The sequence below is a fragment of the Bradyrhizobium aeschynomenes genome, assembly GCF_013178945.1.
Classification (GTDB): domain Bacteria; phylum Pseudomonadota; class Alphaproteobacteria; order Rhizobiales; family Xanthobacteraceae; genus Bradyrhizobium; species Bradyrhizobium aeschynomenes.
In genome coordinates this window covers 175,857-191,571 of sequence record NZ_JABFDM010000010.1, presented here as the reverse complement: position 1 = coordinate 191,571, position 15,715 = coordinate 175,857, and the positions used below count along the sequence as shown (strand labels likewise).

15 protein-coding genes are annotated in these 15,715 nt (G+C 65.9%); 9 read left to right on the top strand and 6 right to left on the bottom strand.

The window, feature by feature from the left end:
- Positions 1-74 precede the first annotated feature (74 nt).
- The 8 genes from HL666_RS26030 to HL666_RS25995 all read left to right on the top strand — a co-directional run bounded on the left by HL666_RS26030 (position 75) and on the right by HL666_RS25995 (position 7,268).
- Entirely contained in the window at positions 75-686 is a 612-nt protein-coding gene (locus tag HL666_RS26030; protein ID WP_311976384.1) for a nicotinate-nucleotide adenylyltransferase, read from the top strand.
- 304 nt (positions 687-990) lie between these two features.
- Positions 991-1,347, top strand: coding sequence for a ribosome silencing factor (rsfS, locus tag HL666_RS26025; RefSeq protein ID WP_172112894.1), 357 nt, complete (start codon positions 991-993; stop codon positions 1,345-1,347).
- A 57-nt stretch (positions 1,348-1,404) separates the two neighbouring features.
- Complete coding sequence (gene rlmH, locus HL666_RS26020) at positions 1,405-1,887, top strand: 23S rRNA (pseudouridine(1915)-N(3))-methyltransferase RlmH (protein WP_172112895.1); 483 nt, start codon at positions 1,405-1,407, stop codon at positions 1,885-1,887.
- Positions 1,888-1,920: 33 nt separating this feature from the next.
- On the top strand, positions 1,921-3,306 hold the full coding sequence (locus HL666_RS26015) for a murein hydrolase activator EnvC family protein (protein ID WP_172112896.1): 1,386 nt from the start codon (positions 1,921-1,923) through the stop codon (positions 3,304-3,306).
- The gene (locus HL666_RS26010; protein ID WP_172112897.1) at positions 3,303-4,655 is read left to right on the top strand and encodes a S41 family peptidase; all 1,353 of its coding nucleotides are present in this window, start codon (positions 3,303-3,305) and stop codon (positions 4,653-4,655) included. The genes HL666_RS26015 and HL666_RS26010 overlap by 4 nt, the downstream gene beginning before the upstream one ends.
- 167 nt (positions 4,656-4,822) lie before the next feature.
- Entirely contained in the window at positions 4,823-6,031 is a 1,209-nt protein-coding gene (locus HL666_RS26005; protein WP_172184340.1) for a divergent polysaccharide deacetylase family protein, read from the top strand.
- 83 nt (positions 6,032-6,114) lie between these two features.
- Complete coding sequence (locus HL666_RS26000; protein ID WP_172184337.1) at positions 6,115-6,621, top strand: RNA pyrophosphohydrolase; 507 nt, start codon at positions 6,115-6,117, stop codon at positions 6,619-6,621.
- A 140-nt stretch (positions 6,622-6,761) separates the two neighbouring features.
- On the top strand, positions 6,762-7,268 hold the full coding sequence (locus HL666_RS25995; protein WP_172184334.1) for an RNA pyrophosphohydrolase: 507 nt from the start codon (positions 6,762-6,764) through the stop codon (positions 7,266-7,268).
- Between the two features lie 231 nt (positions 7,269-7,499).
- On the opposite strand, the gene HL666_RS25990 is transcribed toward HL666_RS25995, so the two are convergent.
- From HL666_RS25990 to HL666_RS25965, 6 genes are all read right to left on the bottom strand, one after another.
- The gene (locus tag HL666_RS25990; RefSeq protein ID WP_172184332.1) at positions 7,500-9,176 is read right to left on the bottom strand and encodes an adenylate/guanylate cyclase domain-containing protein; all 1,677 of its coding nucleotides are present in this window, start codon (positions 9,174-9,176) and stop codon (positions 7,500-7,502) included.
- A 165-nt stretch (positions 9,177-9,341) separates the two neighbouring features.
- A complete protein-coding gene (locus HL666_RS25985) occupies positions 9,342-9,749 on the bottom strand; it encodes a F0F1 ATP synthase subunit epsilon (RefSeq protein ID WP_172112902.1) in 408 nt (135 codons plus the stop codon).
- Positions 9,750-9,842: 93 nt separating this feature from the next.
- The gene (gene atpD / locus HL666_RS25980; protein ID WP_172112903.1) at positions 9,843-11,285 is read right to left on the bottom strand and encodes a F0F1 ATP synthase subunit beta; all 1,443 of its coding nucleotides are present in this window, start codon (positions 11,283-11,285) and stop codon (positions 9,843-9,845) included.
- Between the two features lie 96 nt (positions 11,286-11,381).
- Positions 11,382-12,260, bottom strand: coding sequence for a F0F1 ATP synthase subunit gamma (locus HL666_RS25975; protein WP_172112904.1), 879 nt, complete (start codon positions 12,258-12,260; stop codon positions 11,382-11,384).
- 154 nt (positions 12,261-12,414) lie between these two features.
- A complete protein-coding gene (atpA, locus tag HL666_RS25970; RefSeq protein WP_172112905.1) occupies positions 12,415-13,947 on the bottom strand; it encodes a F0F1 ATP synthase subunit alpha in 1,533 nt (510 codons plus the stop codon).
- A complete protein-coding gene (locus HL666_RS25965) occupies positions 13,947-14,507 on the bottom strand; it encodes a F0F1 ATP synthase subunit delta (RefSeq protein ID WP_172133724.1) in 561 nt (186 codons plus the stop codon). The genes atpA and HL666_RS25965 overlap by 1 nt, the downstream gene beginning before the upstream one ends.
- A 654-nt stretch (positions 14,508-15,161) precedes the next feature.
- On the opposite strand from HL666_RS25965, the gene HL666_RS25960 reads away from it, so the two are divergent.
- Positions 15,162-15,707: a septal ring lytic transglycosylase RlpA family protein gene (locus HL666_RS25960; RefSeq protein WP_172112907.1), complete on the top strand. Its 546-nt coding sequence runs from the start codon at positions 15,162-15,164 to the stop codon at positions 15,705-15,707.
- Positions 15,708-15,715: the final 8 nt, after the last annotated feature.

Sequence of the window (15,715 nt, the reverse complement as noted above, 5' to 3'; positions counted from 1 at the left end):
CGCATCCTGTGGTTGAGTTGGACGGCCAGCGAGCGGGGGCGACCGTGACGGACGACGATGCCGTGCGCCCTGCGATCCGCCAGGCGCTGCCGCCCTCCAGCGACGGCATGCGCATCGGCCTGCTCGGCGGCTCCTTCAATCCGCCGCACCAGGCGCATCGCGCGATCAGCCTGTTTGCGCTGAAGCGGCTGCAACTCGATCGTGTCTGGTGGCTGGTCACGCCCGGCAATCCGCTCAAGGACAATGGCGGGCTGCATGCGCTTGCCGAGCGCGCGGCTGCGGCACGCAAGGTCGCCGCCGATCCGCGCATCGAGATCAGCTGTCTCGAATCCGTCATCGGGACCCGCTACACTGCCGACACCATCGATTATCTGCGCCGGCGTGCCTCCCGCCTGCGCTTCGTGTGGATCATGGGCGCCGACAACCTCGCGCAGTTCCATCGCTGGCAGAAGTGGCAGCACATCGCGGCTCAGGTTCCGATTGCCGTGGTCGATCGTCCGCCCCGCAGCTTTCGCGCTCTGAACGCCCCCGCCGCGCGCGCGCTGGCGCGGTATCGCATTCCTGAAGCGGAGGCCAGCCGGCTGGCGGGGCGGGCGGCGCCGGCCTGGGTCTATCTCACCGGGCTGAAAATGAGCCTGTCATCGACCGGGTTGAGGAACCCGGACGGCAGCTGGAAGTCGTTCTGAGATCGACGCATGCACCTCCTGCGGCATCGGATGTGCATGGAACTTACCGTCCCGTCGGGGTCCGAGGCGGGGCGGCAGGCAAGACGCCGGACCGGGGTGGCGGGGACTGGATTGTTGAAACCATGCACCCCACATGCCTAGTATGGTCAGCAGGCCGTGATGGATTCGGCCTGCGATACAGTGAAAGGAATGGTCCCTGACCACATCTGTATTGTCCAAGTCGGCCTTACCCAAGACGAAGGCAACGAGTTCGAAATCGGCTTCTGCCAAGTCTGCGCGTAACGCTTCGACCCAAGATGCGGCCTTGCAGGCGCAACCCGACGCCGACAAGACCCTGCGCACGATCCTCTCCCGCCTCGAGGACATGAAGGCGGAGGAGACGGTCACCATCGATCTTCACGGCAAATCGGCGTATTCCGACTACATGGTCGTCACCACGGGCCGCTCGAACCGGCACGTCGGATCGATCGCGGAAAACGTCGCCAAGGGCCTGAAGGAAGCCGGGACCAAGAAGCTCCATATCGAGGGCCTGCCCAATTGCGATTGGGTGCTGATCGATTCCGGCGACGTGATCGTGCACGTTTTCAGGCCCGAGGTCCGCGAGTTCTACAACCTCGAACGGTTGTGGACGCAAGGGCCGAACCCGGCGAAGACGGTCTAGGCGGCACGACGCTGCCGGCGGATGCGAATCGTGCCGTGCACGTGCTAGGCCGTGCGCATGCGCCTGATCGTGGTCGCCATCGGCCGGTTGAAGCAGGGTCCCGAGCGAGAGCTCGCGGAGCGCTACCGCGAGCGTTTCGACGATATCGGCCGCAAGCTCGGCTTTCGCGGCCTCGACATCCATGAGCTTCCGGAAAGCCGCACGCGCGATGCCGCGACGCGCATGGCCGAGGAGGCTGCGGCGATCTCCGCCGCCATCCCCGACAAGTCCGTACTGGTCTGCCTCGACGAGCGTGGCCAGAACATCGACAGCACAACCTTTGCGGGTCACCTCGGACGCTGGCGTGACGAGGGCATTCCGGCCGCCGCGTTCGTGATTGGCGGCGCAGACGGACTTTCGCCCGAATTGCGGCGCAGAGCCAAGCTTGGGATCGCGTTCGGAGCTGCAACCTGGCCGCACCAGATCGTCCGCGTCCTTTTGCTCGAGCAGATTTACCGTACTGCTACGATCCTCGCCGGTCACCCCTATCACCGCGCTTGAAACAGGGACGATGGGAGCACAATAAGGACCTCGATGTTTGCCGCGCGGCCCCTTTTTCGCTCCCCTGTTCCCGTCCGCCGCGGCCGGGCGCGCCACGCGTCGCTGATCGCGCTGCTGATCGCCCTTCCCACCGGACCCGCGATGGCGCAGACAGGCCTTCGTCCGTCGATCCCCGGTACTGCCTCACCGGCGACCGCCTCACCGACGCCGGCGACACCCGAGCAGCTGAAGCAGCGCGAACAGGAGCTGGAGGCTGCCCGCGCGGCCCAGAAGGCCGCCGCCGAAGCGCAGGAGCGCCTGAAGGCCGACATCGCCGCGCTCGGCGAGGACCGCGGCAAGCTCAATCAGCAGCTGATCGATGTCGCGGCCCAGGTGCGCGGCGTCGAGATCCGCGTCGGCGAGGCCGAAACACGGCTGCGCGGGCTCGACGGCCGTGAGCAGGATCTGCGCAACTCGCTGGAGGCGCGGCGGACCGAAATCATCGAGGTGCTGGCCGCACTGCAGCGCGCAGGCCGCCGTACACCGCCTGCCCTGCTGGTCCGGCCCGAGGACGCGCTCCAATCGCTGCGCACCGCCATGCTGCTGGGCTCGGTCATTCCGGAAATGCGCGTTCGTGCCGAGAAGCTCTCGACCGATCTCGGCGAACTCGTCGCCATCCGCAGGACCATCGCGTCGGAGCGAGACAAGGTCGCCGCCGACCGCGACAGGCTGCGGACCGATCAAACCCGTCTCGCCGCCCTCGTCGAGGAACGGCAGCGCAAGCAGGCCTCTGCCGAGAAGGACATGGAAGCGGAGAGCCTGCGCGCCACCGCGCTGGCGCAGCAGATCGACTCGCTGCAAAGCCTGATCACGACGATGGAGCTGGACCTCAAGAGCGCGGCCAAGGCCGCATCGACGGCAAGCCTGCAGGGCGTTCCGGTGAATGCCAAGCCTGACGCGAACGCGCTCCGCAATCCCGCCCGCAAGGCGCCGGCGATTGCGTTCGCCTCGACCAAGGGCATGCTGACCTATCCGGTCAATGGCAGCAAGATTCGCGAATTCGGCGCACCCGACGGCGCCGGCGGCTCTGATAAAGGCATTTCTTTGGCAGCCCGTCCGGGCGCCCAGGTCACAACCCCGTGTGATGGCTGGGTTGTGTATGCCGGCCCCTTCCGCAGCTACGGACAACTCTTGATCCTCAACGCCGGTGGCGGGTATCATGTCCTGATCGCCGGGATGGAGCGCATTTCCGTCAACATCGGGCAGTTTGTTCAGACGGGAGAGCCGGTCGCGACAATGGGTATTACCTCCCAGGTCGCCTCCATTCTCGCCACCACTGCGAGTCAACCAGTGCTCTATGTCGAGTTCCGCAAGGATGGCACTCCAATCGATCCAGGCCCATGGTGGGCCGCAAATGAAGGCGAAAAGGTACGCGGATGATGCGTAAGACTTCGGTAATTCTGCTGAGCGCGGCCACCGGTGCGGCACTGACGTTGTTCGTGTCGCAACCGCGCGCGGTGTTGATGGGATCGACCGCGCGCGCCGCGACCTCCGATACCTATCGCCAGCTCAATTTGTTCGGCGACGTGTTCGAGCGGGTGCGCAGCGACTACGTCGAGAAGCCCGACGATTCCAAGCTCGTCGAGTCCGCGATCAGCGGCATGCTGTCGGGCCTCGATCCGCATTCGAGCTACATGGATGCGAAGAGCTTCCGCGACATGCAGGTGCAGACCCGCGGCGAGTTCGGCGGCCTCGGCATCGAGGTGACGATGGAGGACGGCCTGATCAAGGTCGTCTCGCCGATCGACGATACGCCGGCTTCGAAAGCAGGCATCCAGGCCAACGACATCATCACCAATCTCGACGACGAAGCCGTGCAGGGCCTGACCCTCAACCAGGCCGTCGAGAAGATGCGCGGCCCGGTCGGCACCAAGATCAAGCTGAAGGTGATGCGCAAGGGCGCCGACAATCCGCTCGACGTGACGCTGACCCGCGACAACATCCGCGTCCGTTCGGTGCGTTCGCGCACCGAGAGCGACGACATCGCCTACATCCGCATCACCACCTTCAACGAGCAGACCACCGAAGGCCTCAAGAAGAGCATCGCCGACCTGCAAAGCTCGATCGGCGACAAGCTGAAGGGCTACATCATCGACCTGCGCAACAACCCGGGCGGCCTGCTCGAAGAGGCCGTCACCGTCTCCGACGCGTTCCTGGAGCGCGGTGAGATCGTCTCGACCCGCGGCCGCAATGCCGAGGAAACGCAGCGCCGCTCGGCGCATGCCGGCGACCTCACCAAGGGCAAGCCGGTCATCGTGCTGGTCAATGGCGGCTCGGCGTCGGCATCCGAGATCGTGGCCGGCGCGCTGCAGGACCACAAGCGTGCGACCCTGGTCGGCACACGCTCGTTCGGCAAGGGCTCGGTGCAGACCATCATTCCGCTCGGCGCCGGCAATGGCGCGTTGCGTCTGACCACCGCGCGCTACTACACGCCGTCGGGCAAGTCGATCCAGGCCAAGGGTATCGTGCCTGACATCGAGGTGCTGCAGGACGTGCCGGAGGAGCTGAAGTCGCGCACCGACACCAAGGGCGAGGCCTCGCTGCGCGGCCATCTCAAGAACGATGGTGACGAGAAGACCGGCTCGCAGTCCTACGTGCCGCCGGACGCCAAGGACGACAAGGCGCTCAAGCTCGCCGCCGACCTGCTCCACGGCATCAAGAACAGCGCCAATACGCCGGCGCCGACCGAGAAGGCCGCGGCCGACAAGCCGGCCAAGGCGGCCAACTAAGCAGCCGGCTGATCTCAAGATCGGTTTGAAGGGCGGCCTCCGGGCCGCCCTTTTGTTTCCGCGGGTTTCCCGGGTCCAGGCTCCGCCGATCTACGGGCTTGCGGACACTGCGCCTGCACCCGAATCCCTGCCGTGGTATCGTCGACCCGATTGATTCGGGAATTTCGATGACAGAGACGGCCGACGAGCTGAGCGCCCCGCTCGGACAGACGGAAAAGCGTCGCAGGCGCCGCATTCGGCTTCCCTTCACGGCGTTGCAGGCCCTCGCCATGCTGCTCGGCCTGTTCCTGGTCGTGTTCGCAGGCTTTGCCATGTTCAGCGACAATCCGCTCGGCGGCGAGCCGGTCGCCAGGGTCGCGATCAACGAGGGCGCCAAGCCCGACGACAAGCCGGCCGCGACCAAGCCCGAGGCAAAGCCGGACCACGGCGCGGCGCCCGCCGCCAAGTCCGAGGGTGGCGAGCGCAAGACGGTCACCATCATCGACGGCTCCAGCGGTGCCCGCCAGGAGGTCGCGATCGGCCCGGCCGGGAGCGACACCGCCGAGCCGGGCGCCGCCGCTCCGGGAAGCCAGATGCCGGGCGTCGACCCGCGCCTGCTGGAGAAATCGCGCTACGGCATGATCCCGGTGATGGCCGACGGCGTGAAGCCGTTCACCGCCTATGCGGCCGACGCCGACCGCGCCAAGGCTGCGCGCATGCCGGCGGTCGCGATCGTCATCGGCGGCCTCGGCGTCGGCGCGGCCAAGACCGTGGACGCCATCATGAAGCTGCCGCCGGCGGTGACGCTGGCCTTCACGCCCTATGGCGCCGATCCGACCAAGCTCGCCGAGCGCGCCCGGGCGCAGCGTCACGAGATCCTGCTGCAGGTGCCGATGGAGCCCTACGACTATCCCGACAACGATCCTGGCCCGCAGACACTGCTCGCCACGTTGGGGCCGGACCAGAACATCGACCGTCTGTTCTGGCACATGAGCCGGCTGCAGGGTTATGTCGGCATTGGCAATTTCATGGGCGCGCGCTTCGTCGCGACCGAGGCGGCGATGCAGCCGATCGTGAACGAGGCCGCCAAGCGCGGCCTTGCGCTGTTCGACGATGGCGCTGCGCCGCGCAGCGTGGCGGCCTCGCTGGCCACCGGGCGCGCGATGCCGTTCGCCAAGGGCGACGTCGCCATCGATGCGGTGCCGACGCCGGTCGAGATCGACAACGCGCTGACCAAGCTCGAGAGCCTCGCCAAGGAGCGCGGCGTCGCGGTCGGCACGGCATCGGCGCTGCCGGTCTCGATCGACCGCATCGGTACTTGGATCAAGGGCCTCGACCGCAAGGGCATTCTGCTGGTGCCATTGACAACCGCGATGCTGAAATCAAAATCGAACTGAACGGGCGTACGCCGCTCAGCGGCAACGCAATGCGGGGTCTGCGCGACGAGGCGCAGAGCACAACGCAGGAAGGCCGAGACGGAATGACGCGCTACGAGGACCTGCCCTACCGCACCTGCGTCGGCATCACGCTGATCAACGCGGAAGGGCTGGTGTTCATCGGCCGCCGCGCCGGCGGCATCGAGCATGTCGACGACACCCATGTGTGGCAGATGCCGCAGGGCGGCGTCGATCCCGGCGAAGATGCCTGGGAAGCCGCCAAGCGCGAGTTGTATGAGGAGACCAGCGTCCGCTCGGTCGAGAAGCTCGCCGAGATCGACGACTGGCTGACCTACGACATCCCGCGCACGGTGGCGGGGCGGGCCTGGAAGGGCCGCTATCGCGGCCAGCGCCAAAAATGGTTCGCGCTGCGCTTCACCGGAAAGGACGCCGAGATCGACGTCGAGCGTCCCGGTGGCGGCCACCACAAGGCCGAGTTCATCACCTGGCGCTGGGAGCCGATGCAGAACTTGCCCACGCTGATCGTGCCGTTCAAGCGGCCGGTTTATGAGCGCGTGGTGAAGGAATTCGCGACGTTGGCGGGCGGCTGAGCCAGCCCCCGCAGATCATTCACGACGCGGCCGGCGAAACCGTGTCATACGCTTGCACTGCAGAAAATCTCTGCAGAACCGTCGCGACAACGCCGTCACTTTGCGTTGCTGTCGGCGACGACGCGCCCCGGATGCGAGCCATGACCGAAACCAGACCCTATCGTCCCAATGTCGGCATCGCGCTGCTCAATGCCGACGGCCTCGTCTTCCTCGGGCGCCGCTTCCGCGACGACGGTCCGGAAATCGTGCTGCCCGGCCTGGAATGGCAGATGCCGCAGGGCGGCGTCGATCCGGGCGAAGACCTGCAGGCGGCCGCGCGGCGCGAGTTGTGGGAGGAGACCGGCATTCGCGACGCCGACATGCTCGCCGAGACGGACTGGCTGACCTACGAATTTCCGCCGTTCGAGGATCCCAACCACCGGCTCGCCGGCTTCCGCGGCCAGCGCCAGAAATGGTTCGCGATGCGTTTCACCGGACGCGAGGACGACATCGATCCGGTGACGCCGCGCAACGGCCAGCCCGCCGAGTTCGATGCCTGGCGCTGGGAGCGTCTGGCGCGCGTGCCGGAGCTGGTGGTGCCGTTCCGTCGCGAGGTTTACCGCGCGGTGGCCCAGGCGTTCGCGCATCTGGCGGCCGCCGGCGCTTGATCGGCTAATATCCATTGCCGCCCGCAGTTGGTGCTTAGACTGCCGTGAACGGGGCTCTCTCCTCTCGTCATTCCGGGGCGCGCATAGCGCGAGCCCGGAATCCATCGCCACAGGATGTTATGAGGCGCGAGACGGATGTGGCGCTTGTCGTCGAGACAACTTCCGCTCGTGGCTATGGATTCCGGGCTCATCGCTGCGCGATGCCCCGGAATGACGGCGGAGAGAGTCCGGCTAATTGTCCTCGACCGTGAACGGACCGATTGCGATGACGCGGCAGTCCTGGTCGCGCGTTGAGCAATCGGCCAGGGCGCCGCCGATCGCGGTCTCTTCGCGATCGCCGTTGAGGCCGTAGCCGGGATGGCCGGCCGTCCCGACGGCGATCGCATTCCAGCCGGACGCCGCGCCGGCCAGGCGCCGCGCGACCTCATCGCGTGCCTCTGCGGCAATCGCGGTGTGACTGGCCGCGTGGAAGAAACCGGTTGCCTTCATGACCGCCGGCACCGGCACCACGAAGGCATCATCCAGGGCAACGATCAGGCACGCCGTGCCGGCCTGGGCGCCACAGGCCTCGAGATTGCGCCGGACCACGTCGTCGACGAGGTCGCCGCCGACGCTGTAGAAGAACTGGCCGCCGGGTCCGAGCGCGATCGCCTTGGTTCGCCGCGCGGAGCCATAATTCGCCTCGAGCCGGGCGCGGCCGGTGTCACGCACCAGCGGCATCTCGGCTGCGCTGAACGCGCGCTCGGTGGCCGGGTCGTGGCGCACCCACGGCTGCGGCGGCAAAGGAGGCTTGCTGTGCGCGTACACCACGCTGTCTCCAACGGCATAGAGCTCGCATTTGCGCGGGCCGTTCGACGTCTCGGCGCGCTGCTGGCACTGCTCCAATGCCGCCGCCTTCGCGGCGTCCTCGCTCGACTGCCCGGTGACATAGGCGCTGACGCCATTGATCGTCGTCGCAAATGCCTTGTGCGCCGGCGCCGGCACATAGTCCCGCGCCAGCGCGATGCGGGTGCGCTCGCTGACGAAGGGCACGGCCTCGGGTGTGAACCTCTCGGCCGACGCCAACGATGTCGATGGCGCCGGACCGGGCTGCGCGGCAACCGGCGAGGCCGCGGGTTCGGGCGTGGCTGCTGCGGCGACGGCCGTCGGGCCCGGCGACGGCGATGCGGGCTTGCCGGACAGCCGGGCCAGCGCCTCGGCCGCGGCCTTGGCGGCGTCACGCCGCGCCGGCTGTGGTCCGTAGGAATCGAGATAGAATGCGGTCCCCGCAGCGATCGCCACGAGCGCAACAACGGATGCGGCCGCCATCACGATCAGGCGGCGCACGCCTCCTGACTTTGTCGTCTTGTCTTGCGGCGGCGCGTAGGTCCCGTCCTCCCGGCGCATCGCGACACGATAGGCGTGCACAGGGGTCGGGATGTTCTTGACCTCGCGCGCGCCCATATCGGCGAACTGCACCGACAGCTTGTTGGCGACCTGCTCGTGCACGGCGCGGGAGATGCAGATGCCGCCGACGTCGGCAAGGCCCTCGAGGCGTGCAGCGATGTTGACGCCGTCACCGAGCAGATCCCCGTCGCGCTCGACGACGTCGCCGATGGTGATGCCGATGCGGTAGCTCATCTGCCGGGTCGGCGGAAACGCCATGTTGCGCGTGCGCAGGCTTTCCTGGATGTCGATCGCGCAACGCACCGCTTCGACCGCGCTCGGGAACTCGGCGAGAACAGCATCGCCCGCGGTGTTGAAGATGCGGCCGCCGGCGCGCGCGATGAAGTCGTCGACGACTTCACGATAGGCCGCCAGACGCCGCAGCGTCTCCTCTTCATCCTCGGCGACGAGGCGGGAATAGCCGGCAATATCGGCGGCGAAGATTGCCGCGATCTTGCGCTTCAAGACGATCTGCCCTGCCATGTCACCACGCTCGTTCGATCGGCCGGGAGCATGCAGTCAGATCGGCGACCGCGCAACCGGCATCCCTGAAGTAGTCATCCGCCGGCGCGGGATGTTCGAGGCCGAAAACGAAAAATGGCCGGGCAGAGCCCGGCCATGAACGCGTGTTCCGACGACTTACCTCGATCAGTGCAGCGCCGTCGTGTTGAGCTGCTGCTGGATGGTCTTGAAGTGATCCAGACGCTCGATCGCGCGATCGAGCTCGTTGCCCTGCTTCTCGTTCAGCTTGGCTTCCATGCCCGAAATCTCGGCGGCGAAGGCGGTGTGGTCCAGCTCCTTCAGCGACGTCGCGACGTCGGCGAGAACGGTCAGACCCTTGTCCGAGATCTCGGCGAGACCGCCGAGCACGATGATCTTCTGCTGCGATCCGCCTGCCGTCACGGTCAGGATGCCCGGCCGCAAGGTGGCGACGAACGGCGCGTGGCCTGCGAGCACACCGAAATCACCCTCCTGGCCGGGGACGTCGACCTGGTCGACCTCGCCCGAGAAGGCGATCTTTTCCGGCGAGACGAGATCGAAATGGAAAGTAGCCATGAGAAAACCTGCGAATAGCGAGTGGCGAGTGGCGAGTAGGGAAGAAGGGAGTAGCGAACGACTATTCGCTACTCCCTGTTCGCTATTCGCCTCTTACGCCGCCTCAGCGGCCAGCTTCTTGCCCTTCTCGACCGCCTCGTCGATGTTGCCGACCATGTAGAAGGCGGCCTCCGGCAGGTGGTCGTACTTGCCTTCGCACAGGCCCTTGAAGCCCTTGATGGTGTCGGCGAGGTCGACGAACTTGCCGGGCGAGCCCGTGAAGATTTCGGCGACGTGGAACGGCTGCGACAGGAAGCGCTCGATCTTGCGGGCGCGGGCCACCGTCAGCTTGTCCTCTTCCGAGAGCTCGTCCATGCCCAGGATGGCGATGATGTCCTGCAGCGACTTGTAGCGCTGGAGGATCTGCTGGACCATGCGCGCGGTCTGATAGTGCTCCTCGCCGACGACCAGCGGGGACAGCATGCGCGAGGTCGAGTCGAGCGGGTCCACCGCCGGGTAGATGCCCTTTTCCGAGATCGCGCGGTTGAGCACGGTGGTGGCGTCCAAGTGGGCGAACGACGTCGCCGGCGCCGGGTCGGTCAAGTCGTCGGCCGGCACGTAGATCGCCTGCACCGAGGTGATCGAGCCCTTGTTGGTGGTGGTGATGCGCTCCTGCAGCGCGCCCATGTCGGTGGCGAGGGTCGGCTGATAGCCCACCGCAGACGGGATGCGGCCGAGCAGCGCCGACACTTCCGAGCCGGCCTGGGTGAAGCGGAAGATGTTGTCGACGAAGAACAGCACGTCCTGGCCCTGGTCGCGGAAGTGCTCGGCGACGGTCAGGCCGGTCAGGCCGACGCGGGCGCGGGCGCCCGGCGGCTCGTTCATCTGGCCGAACACCAGCGCACACTTCGACTTGACGCTCGGATCCGGATTGTGCGGATCGGCGTTGACCTTGGACTCGATGAACTCGTGATAGAGGTCGTTGCCTTCACGGGTGCGCTCGCCGACGCCGGCGAACACCGAGTAACCACCATGCGCCTTGGCGACGTTGTTGATCAGCTCCTGAATCAGCACGGTCTTGCCGACGCCGGCGCCGCCGAACAGGCCGATCTTGCCACCCTTCGCATACGGAGCAAGAAGATCGACGACCTTGATGCCGGTGACGAGAATCTCGGCTTCCGTCGACTGGTCGGTGTAGCTCGGTGCGTCCGCGTGGATCGGGCGCAGGCCTTCGGCCTTCACCGGGCCGGCTTCGTCGATCGGCTCGCCGATGACGTTCATGATGCGGCCGAGCGTGCCCTCGCCGACCGGCACCCGGATCGGCGAACCGGTGTCGGTCACCTCCTGGCCGCGCACCAGACCTTCGGTGGTGTCCATCGCGATCGTGCGCACGGTGGATTCGCCGAGATGCTGGGCGACCTCGAGCACGAGGCGGTTGCCGGCGTTCTTGGTTTCGAGCGAATTGAGAATGGCCGGCAGGTGACCTTCGAACTGCACGTCGACGACGGCGCCGATGACCTGGGTGATGCGACCGATCTGGTTGGCTGCGGTAGCCATTGAGTGTCTCTCCTTACGATCCGTATACGAAACCACGGTCGGCTCGACCGGGATGTGTTCCTAAAGTTGCGCTTCAACGGGCGCTGCGCGATCCGACTAGACCGCCTCGGCGCCCGAAATGATTTCGATCAGTTCCTTGGTGATCATCGCCTGACGCGTGCGGTTGTAGATCAGCGTCTGCTTGCGGATCATCTCGCCGGCGTTGCGCGTGGCGTTGTCCATCGCCGACATCTGCGCACCGTAGAACGAGGCGTTGTTCTCCAGCAAAGCGCGGAAGATCTGCACGGCGAGATTGCGCGGCAGCAGCGAAGCGAGGATCTCGTCCTCCTCCGGCTCGTATTCGTAAGGAGCGAGCGGCGCTGCATTGGCAGGGCGCGCCTCGACCACCAGGGGAATGATCTGCTGCGCCGTCGGGATCTGCGCGATCACCGAGCGGAAGCGCGAATAGAACAGCGTGCAGACGTCGAACTCGCCGGCCTCGAAGCGCGCGATCACCTTCTTGGCGATGTCGTCCGCATTGGCGAAGCCGATCTGGCGCACCGAGCGCAGGTCCATGTGCTCGACGATCTGCTTGTCGAACTGGCGGCGCAGCTGCTCGTAGCCCTTGCGGCCGACGCAGAAGAACTTCACTTCCTTGCCCTGGTTCATCAGGGCCAGCGCCCGCTCGCGCGCCAGACGCACGATCGAGGAGTTGAACGCTCCAGACAGGCCGCGCTCGCCGGTGCAGACCAGCAGCAGATGCACCTGGTCGCGACCGGTGCCCGCGAGCAGCGTCGGCCCACCGGCAGTGGCGATGGTGGCGCTCGCGATGTTCGAGATCACGGCGTCCATCTTCTCGGCATAGGGACGCGCCGCCTCAGCCGCCTGCTGCGCGCGGCGCAGCTTGGAGGCGGCGACCATCTGCATCGCCTTGGTGATCTTCTGCGTCGCCTTGGTCGAGGCGATGCGGACCCGCATGTCTTTCAGTGACGCCATTGTTCGTCTAGCTCACCCCGGCGGCCGATCCCCTGGAGACCCGACCGCTCAACCCTGAGATTGGTCATGCCCGGCCTGGCGCCGGGCATGAGATGTCACGTTGTCCCACCCCGAAGGCGTGGATGGCCGGCTGGAGCCGGCCACGCCTTCGCGATCAGGCGAAGGTCTTGGCGAAGCCTTCGACCACCGCCTTGAGCTTGGCGGCGCTGTCGTCGGACAGGTCCTTGCTGTCGCGGATCGCGTTCAAGAGGTCGGCGTTCTTGCCGCGCAGCAGCGACAGCAGGCCGTCCTCGAAAGCGCGCACCTTGCCCAGCGGCAGCGCGTCGAGATAGCCGTTGGTGCCGGCCCAGATCACGCAGACCTGCTCTTCCATCTTCAGCGGCGAGAACTGCGGCTGCTTCAGGAGCTCGGTCAGGCGCGAACCGCGGTTCAGCAGGCGCTGGGTCGAGGCGTCCAAGTCCGAGCCGAACTGCGCGAACGCCGCCATTTCGCGGTACTGCGCCAGCTCGCCCTTGATCTTGCCGGCGACCTTCTTCATCGCCTTCGTCTGTGCCGAGGAGCCGACGCGCGACACCGACAGACCGACGTTCACCGCAGGACGGATGCCCTGGAAGAACAGGTCCGTCTCCAGGAAGATCTGGCCGTCGGTGATCGAGATGACGTTAGTCGGGATGTAGGCCGACACGTCGTTGGCCTGCGTCTCGATGACCGGCAGCGCGGTCAGCGAGCCCAGACCGTGATCCTTGCCGAGCTTCGCGGCGCGCTCGAGCAGGCGGGAGTGCAGATAGAACACGTCGCCCGGATAGGCTTCGCGGCCCGGCGGGCGGCGCAGCAGCAGCGACATCTGACGATAGGCGACGGCCTGCTTGGACAGATCGTCATAGATGATCACGGCGTGCATGCCGTTGTCGCGGAAGTACTCGCCCATGGTGCAACCCGTGAACGGGGCGAGATACTGCATCGGCGCCGGATCGGAGGCGGTCGCGGCAACGACGATCGAGTATTCCAGAGCGCCCTGCTCCTCGAGCACCTTGACGAACTGGGCGACGGTCGAACGCTTCTGGCCGACGGCGACGTAGACGCAGTACAGCTTCTGGCTCTCGGGAGCGCCAGCGACGTTCAGCGGCTTCTGGTTCAGGATGGTGTCGAGCGCGATTGCGGTCTTGCCGGTCTGGCGGTCGCCGATGATCAGCTCGCGCTGGCCGCGGCCGACCGGGATCAGGGCGTCGATCGCCTTCAGGCCCGTGGCCATCGGCTCGTTGACCGACTTGCGCGGAATGATGCCGGGCGCCTTGACGTCCACGCGCTTGCGCTCGGTGAACTGGATCGGCCCCTTGCCGTCGATCGGGTTGCCGAGCGCGTCGACCACGCGGCCGAGCAGGCCCTTGCCGACGGGAGCGTCGACGATGGCGCGGGTGCGCTTGACGGTCTGGCCTTCCTTGATCTCGCGGTCGGCGCCGAAGATGACGACGCCGACGTTGTCGGTCTCGAGGTTCAGCGCCATGCCGCGGGTGCCGTTCTCGAACTCGACCATTTCACCGGCCTGGACGTTGTCGAGACCGTAGACGCGGGCGATACCGTCACCGACGGACAGCACCTGCCCGACTTCGGTGACTTCGGCTTCCTGCCCGAAATTCTTGATCTGGTCCTTGAGGATCGCGGAAATTTCCGCGGCGCGGATGTCCATCAGCCTGCCTCTTTCATCGCGTGCTTGATCGAGTTGAGTTTGGTGCGAAGCGAACTATCGATCATCCGGCTGCCGAGCTTGACGACGAGCCCGCCGATGATCGCTGGATCCACTTTCACGTTGAGCGCAACGTCCTTGCCGGTCACCGTCTTCAGTGAGGCCTTGAGGGCGTCGAGATTTTTGTCCGAGAGCGGCTCGGCGACGGTGACGTCGGCCGTGGCTTCACCCTTATATTTGGCGACCAGCGCGTTGAACGCGCGGATCACATCCGCCACCGCGAACAGACGGCGGTTGGTGGTCAGCACCCGCAGGATGTTGGCGGCAATGCCGGAGATGCCGGCCTTGTCGAGCACGGCGTTGAGCGCCTTGAGCTGCACATCCGCGCCGAACACGGGGCTGCGGACGAGGCGCTTCAGATCGGCGCTGTCATCGAGAAGGGCCTTGAACTTGTCGAGATCGGCCTTGACCGCATCGACGGACTTTTCGTCACGGGCCAGTTCAAACAGGGCCGTCGCGTAACGACCGGACACACCGGATACGGAGGGATCTTCAGCAGCCACAGACGTGCTCTTTTTATAAGTGCCCAACCCACAAGAGGGAAACCGGCGCGCCGCTGCAGCGCAAACCGATTAAGCCCTTGGAATTCAAGCAGGACTTTGATTTTCGATCGCCGCGGAAGCAGCTTGATCACGAAAAGCGGCGCTTTGCTAACATAGCGTACGCGCAGCCGCAACAAGCGGCGGCCCGCTATTCGGCACCTTGTTGCCGCGGCGCGATGCACCGGCGCCAGCGGTCAATTCGAGTCCCCCGTCCTGCAGCGCGTTGCGTCCGACCCCGATACCGTTCGCAGCAACCTTGTTCCAGCTGTTGCTGCATGGCCGCTATGCCCGTTTGGGCTTGCCTGGTGCTGGGGTAGGGTCGGGCACAGACAGCCCGCTCCGGTCAGGATTACTTGTCAAGAGGCCATCAAGCTCAACGAGGACTTAACTCGACAGTAATAGAAAGTATTAGTTCGTTAACAGAACGTTAAACTGTCGGATTACGGAATTTTCCGTGATGAATGACACCGGCCTGAAGATATTGCGAGACGAACGGAACAATTTCTACTGCCCCATTCGTGCCTCATTGCGCCAGCAAACGGCGGCCGCCTCAACACCTGACGGGGGTCCACTGGCTGCAGAACGCAGCAATACTGTTTCGAGGGACTGATCTAGATGCTGAATTTTAAAAACCTCTCGGCTGGCAAGATCGCCGGCTCGCGTACCGCGCTCGCCGTCGCCGTCACGCTGATCGTCGGCGGCTCCGCCACCGAAGCCTCGGCCCGGTCCAGGCATCACCACCATCATGCGCGCCACCATCATCATCACAGCGCGCGCCAGGCGGCTCAGCCCGCAGCAGACTCCTTTTCGAACGGCTGGTCGAACAACTCGTCCTGGATGAATTCCAACGCGTCGGTCGCGCCGACGTCCGGCACCGGCCGCACCTTCTCGGGCATGGCGTCGTATTACGGCAACGAGTCCGGCAGCCGCACCGCCTCCGGTCAGCGCATGAACGCCAATGCCATGACCTGCGCCCATCGCTCGCTGCCGTTCGGCACCAAGCTGCGCGTCACCCATGGCGGCAACAGCGTCATCGTCACCGTCAATGATCGCGGCCCGTTCATCCGTGGCCGCGTGCTCGACCTCTCGACCGGCGCAGCCCGCGCCATCGGCCTGACCCGCTCCGGCGTCGGCCGCGTCACGGCAGAGGTCGTGTCGTAAGCGACCTT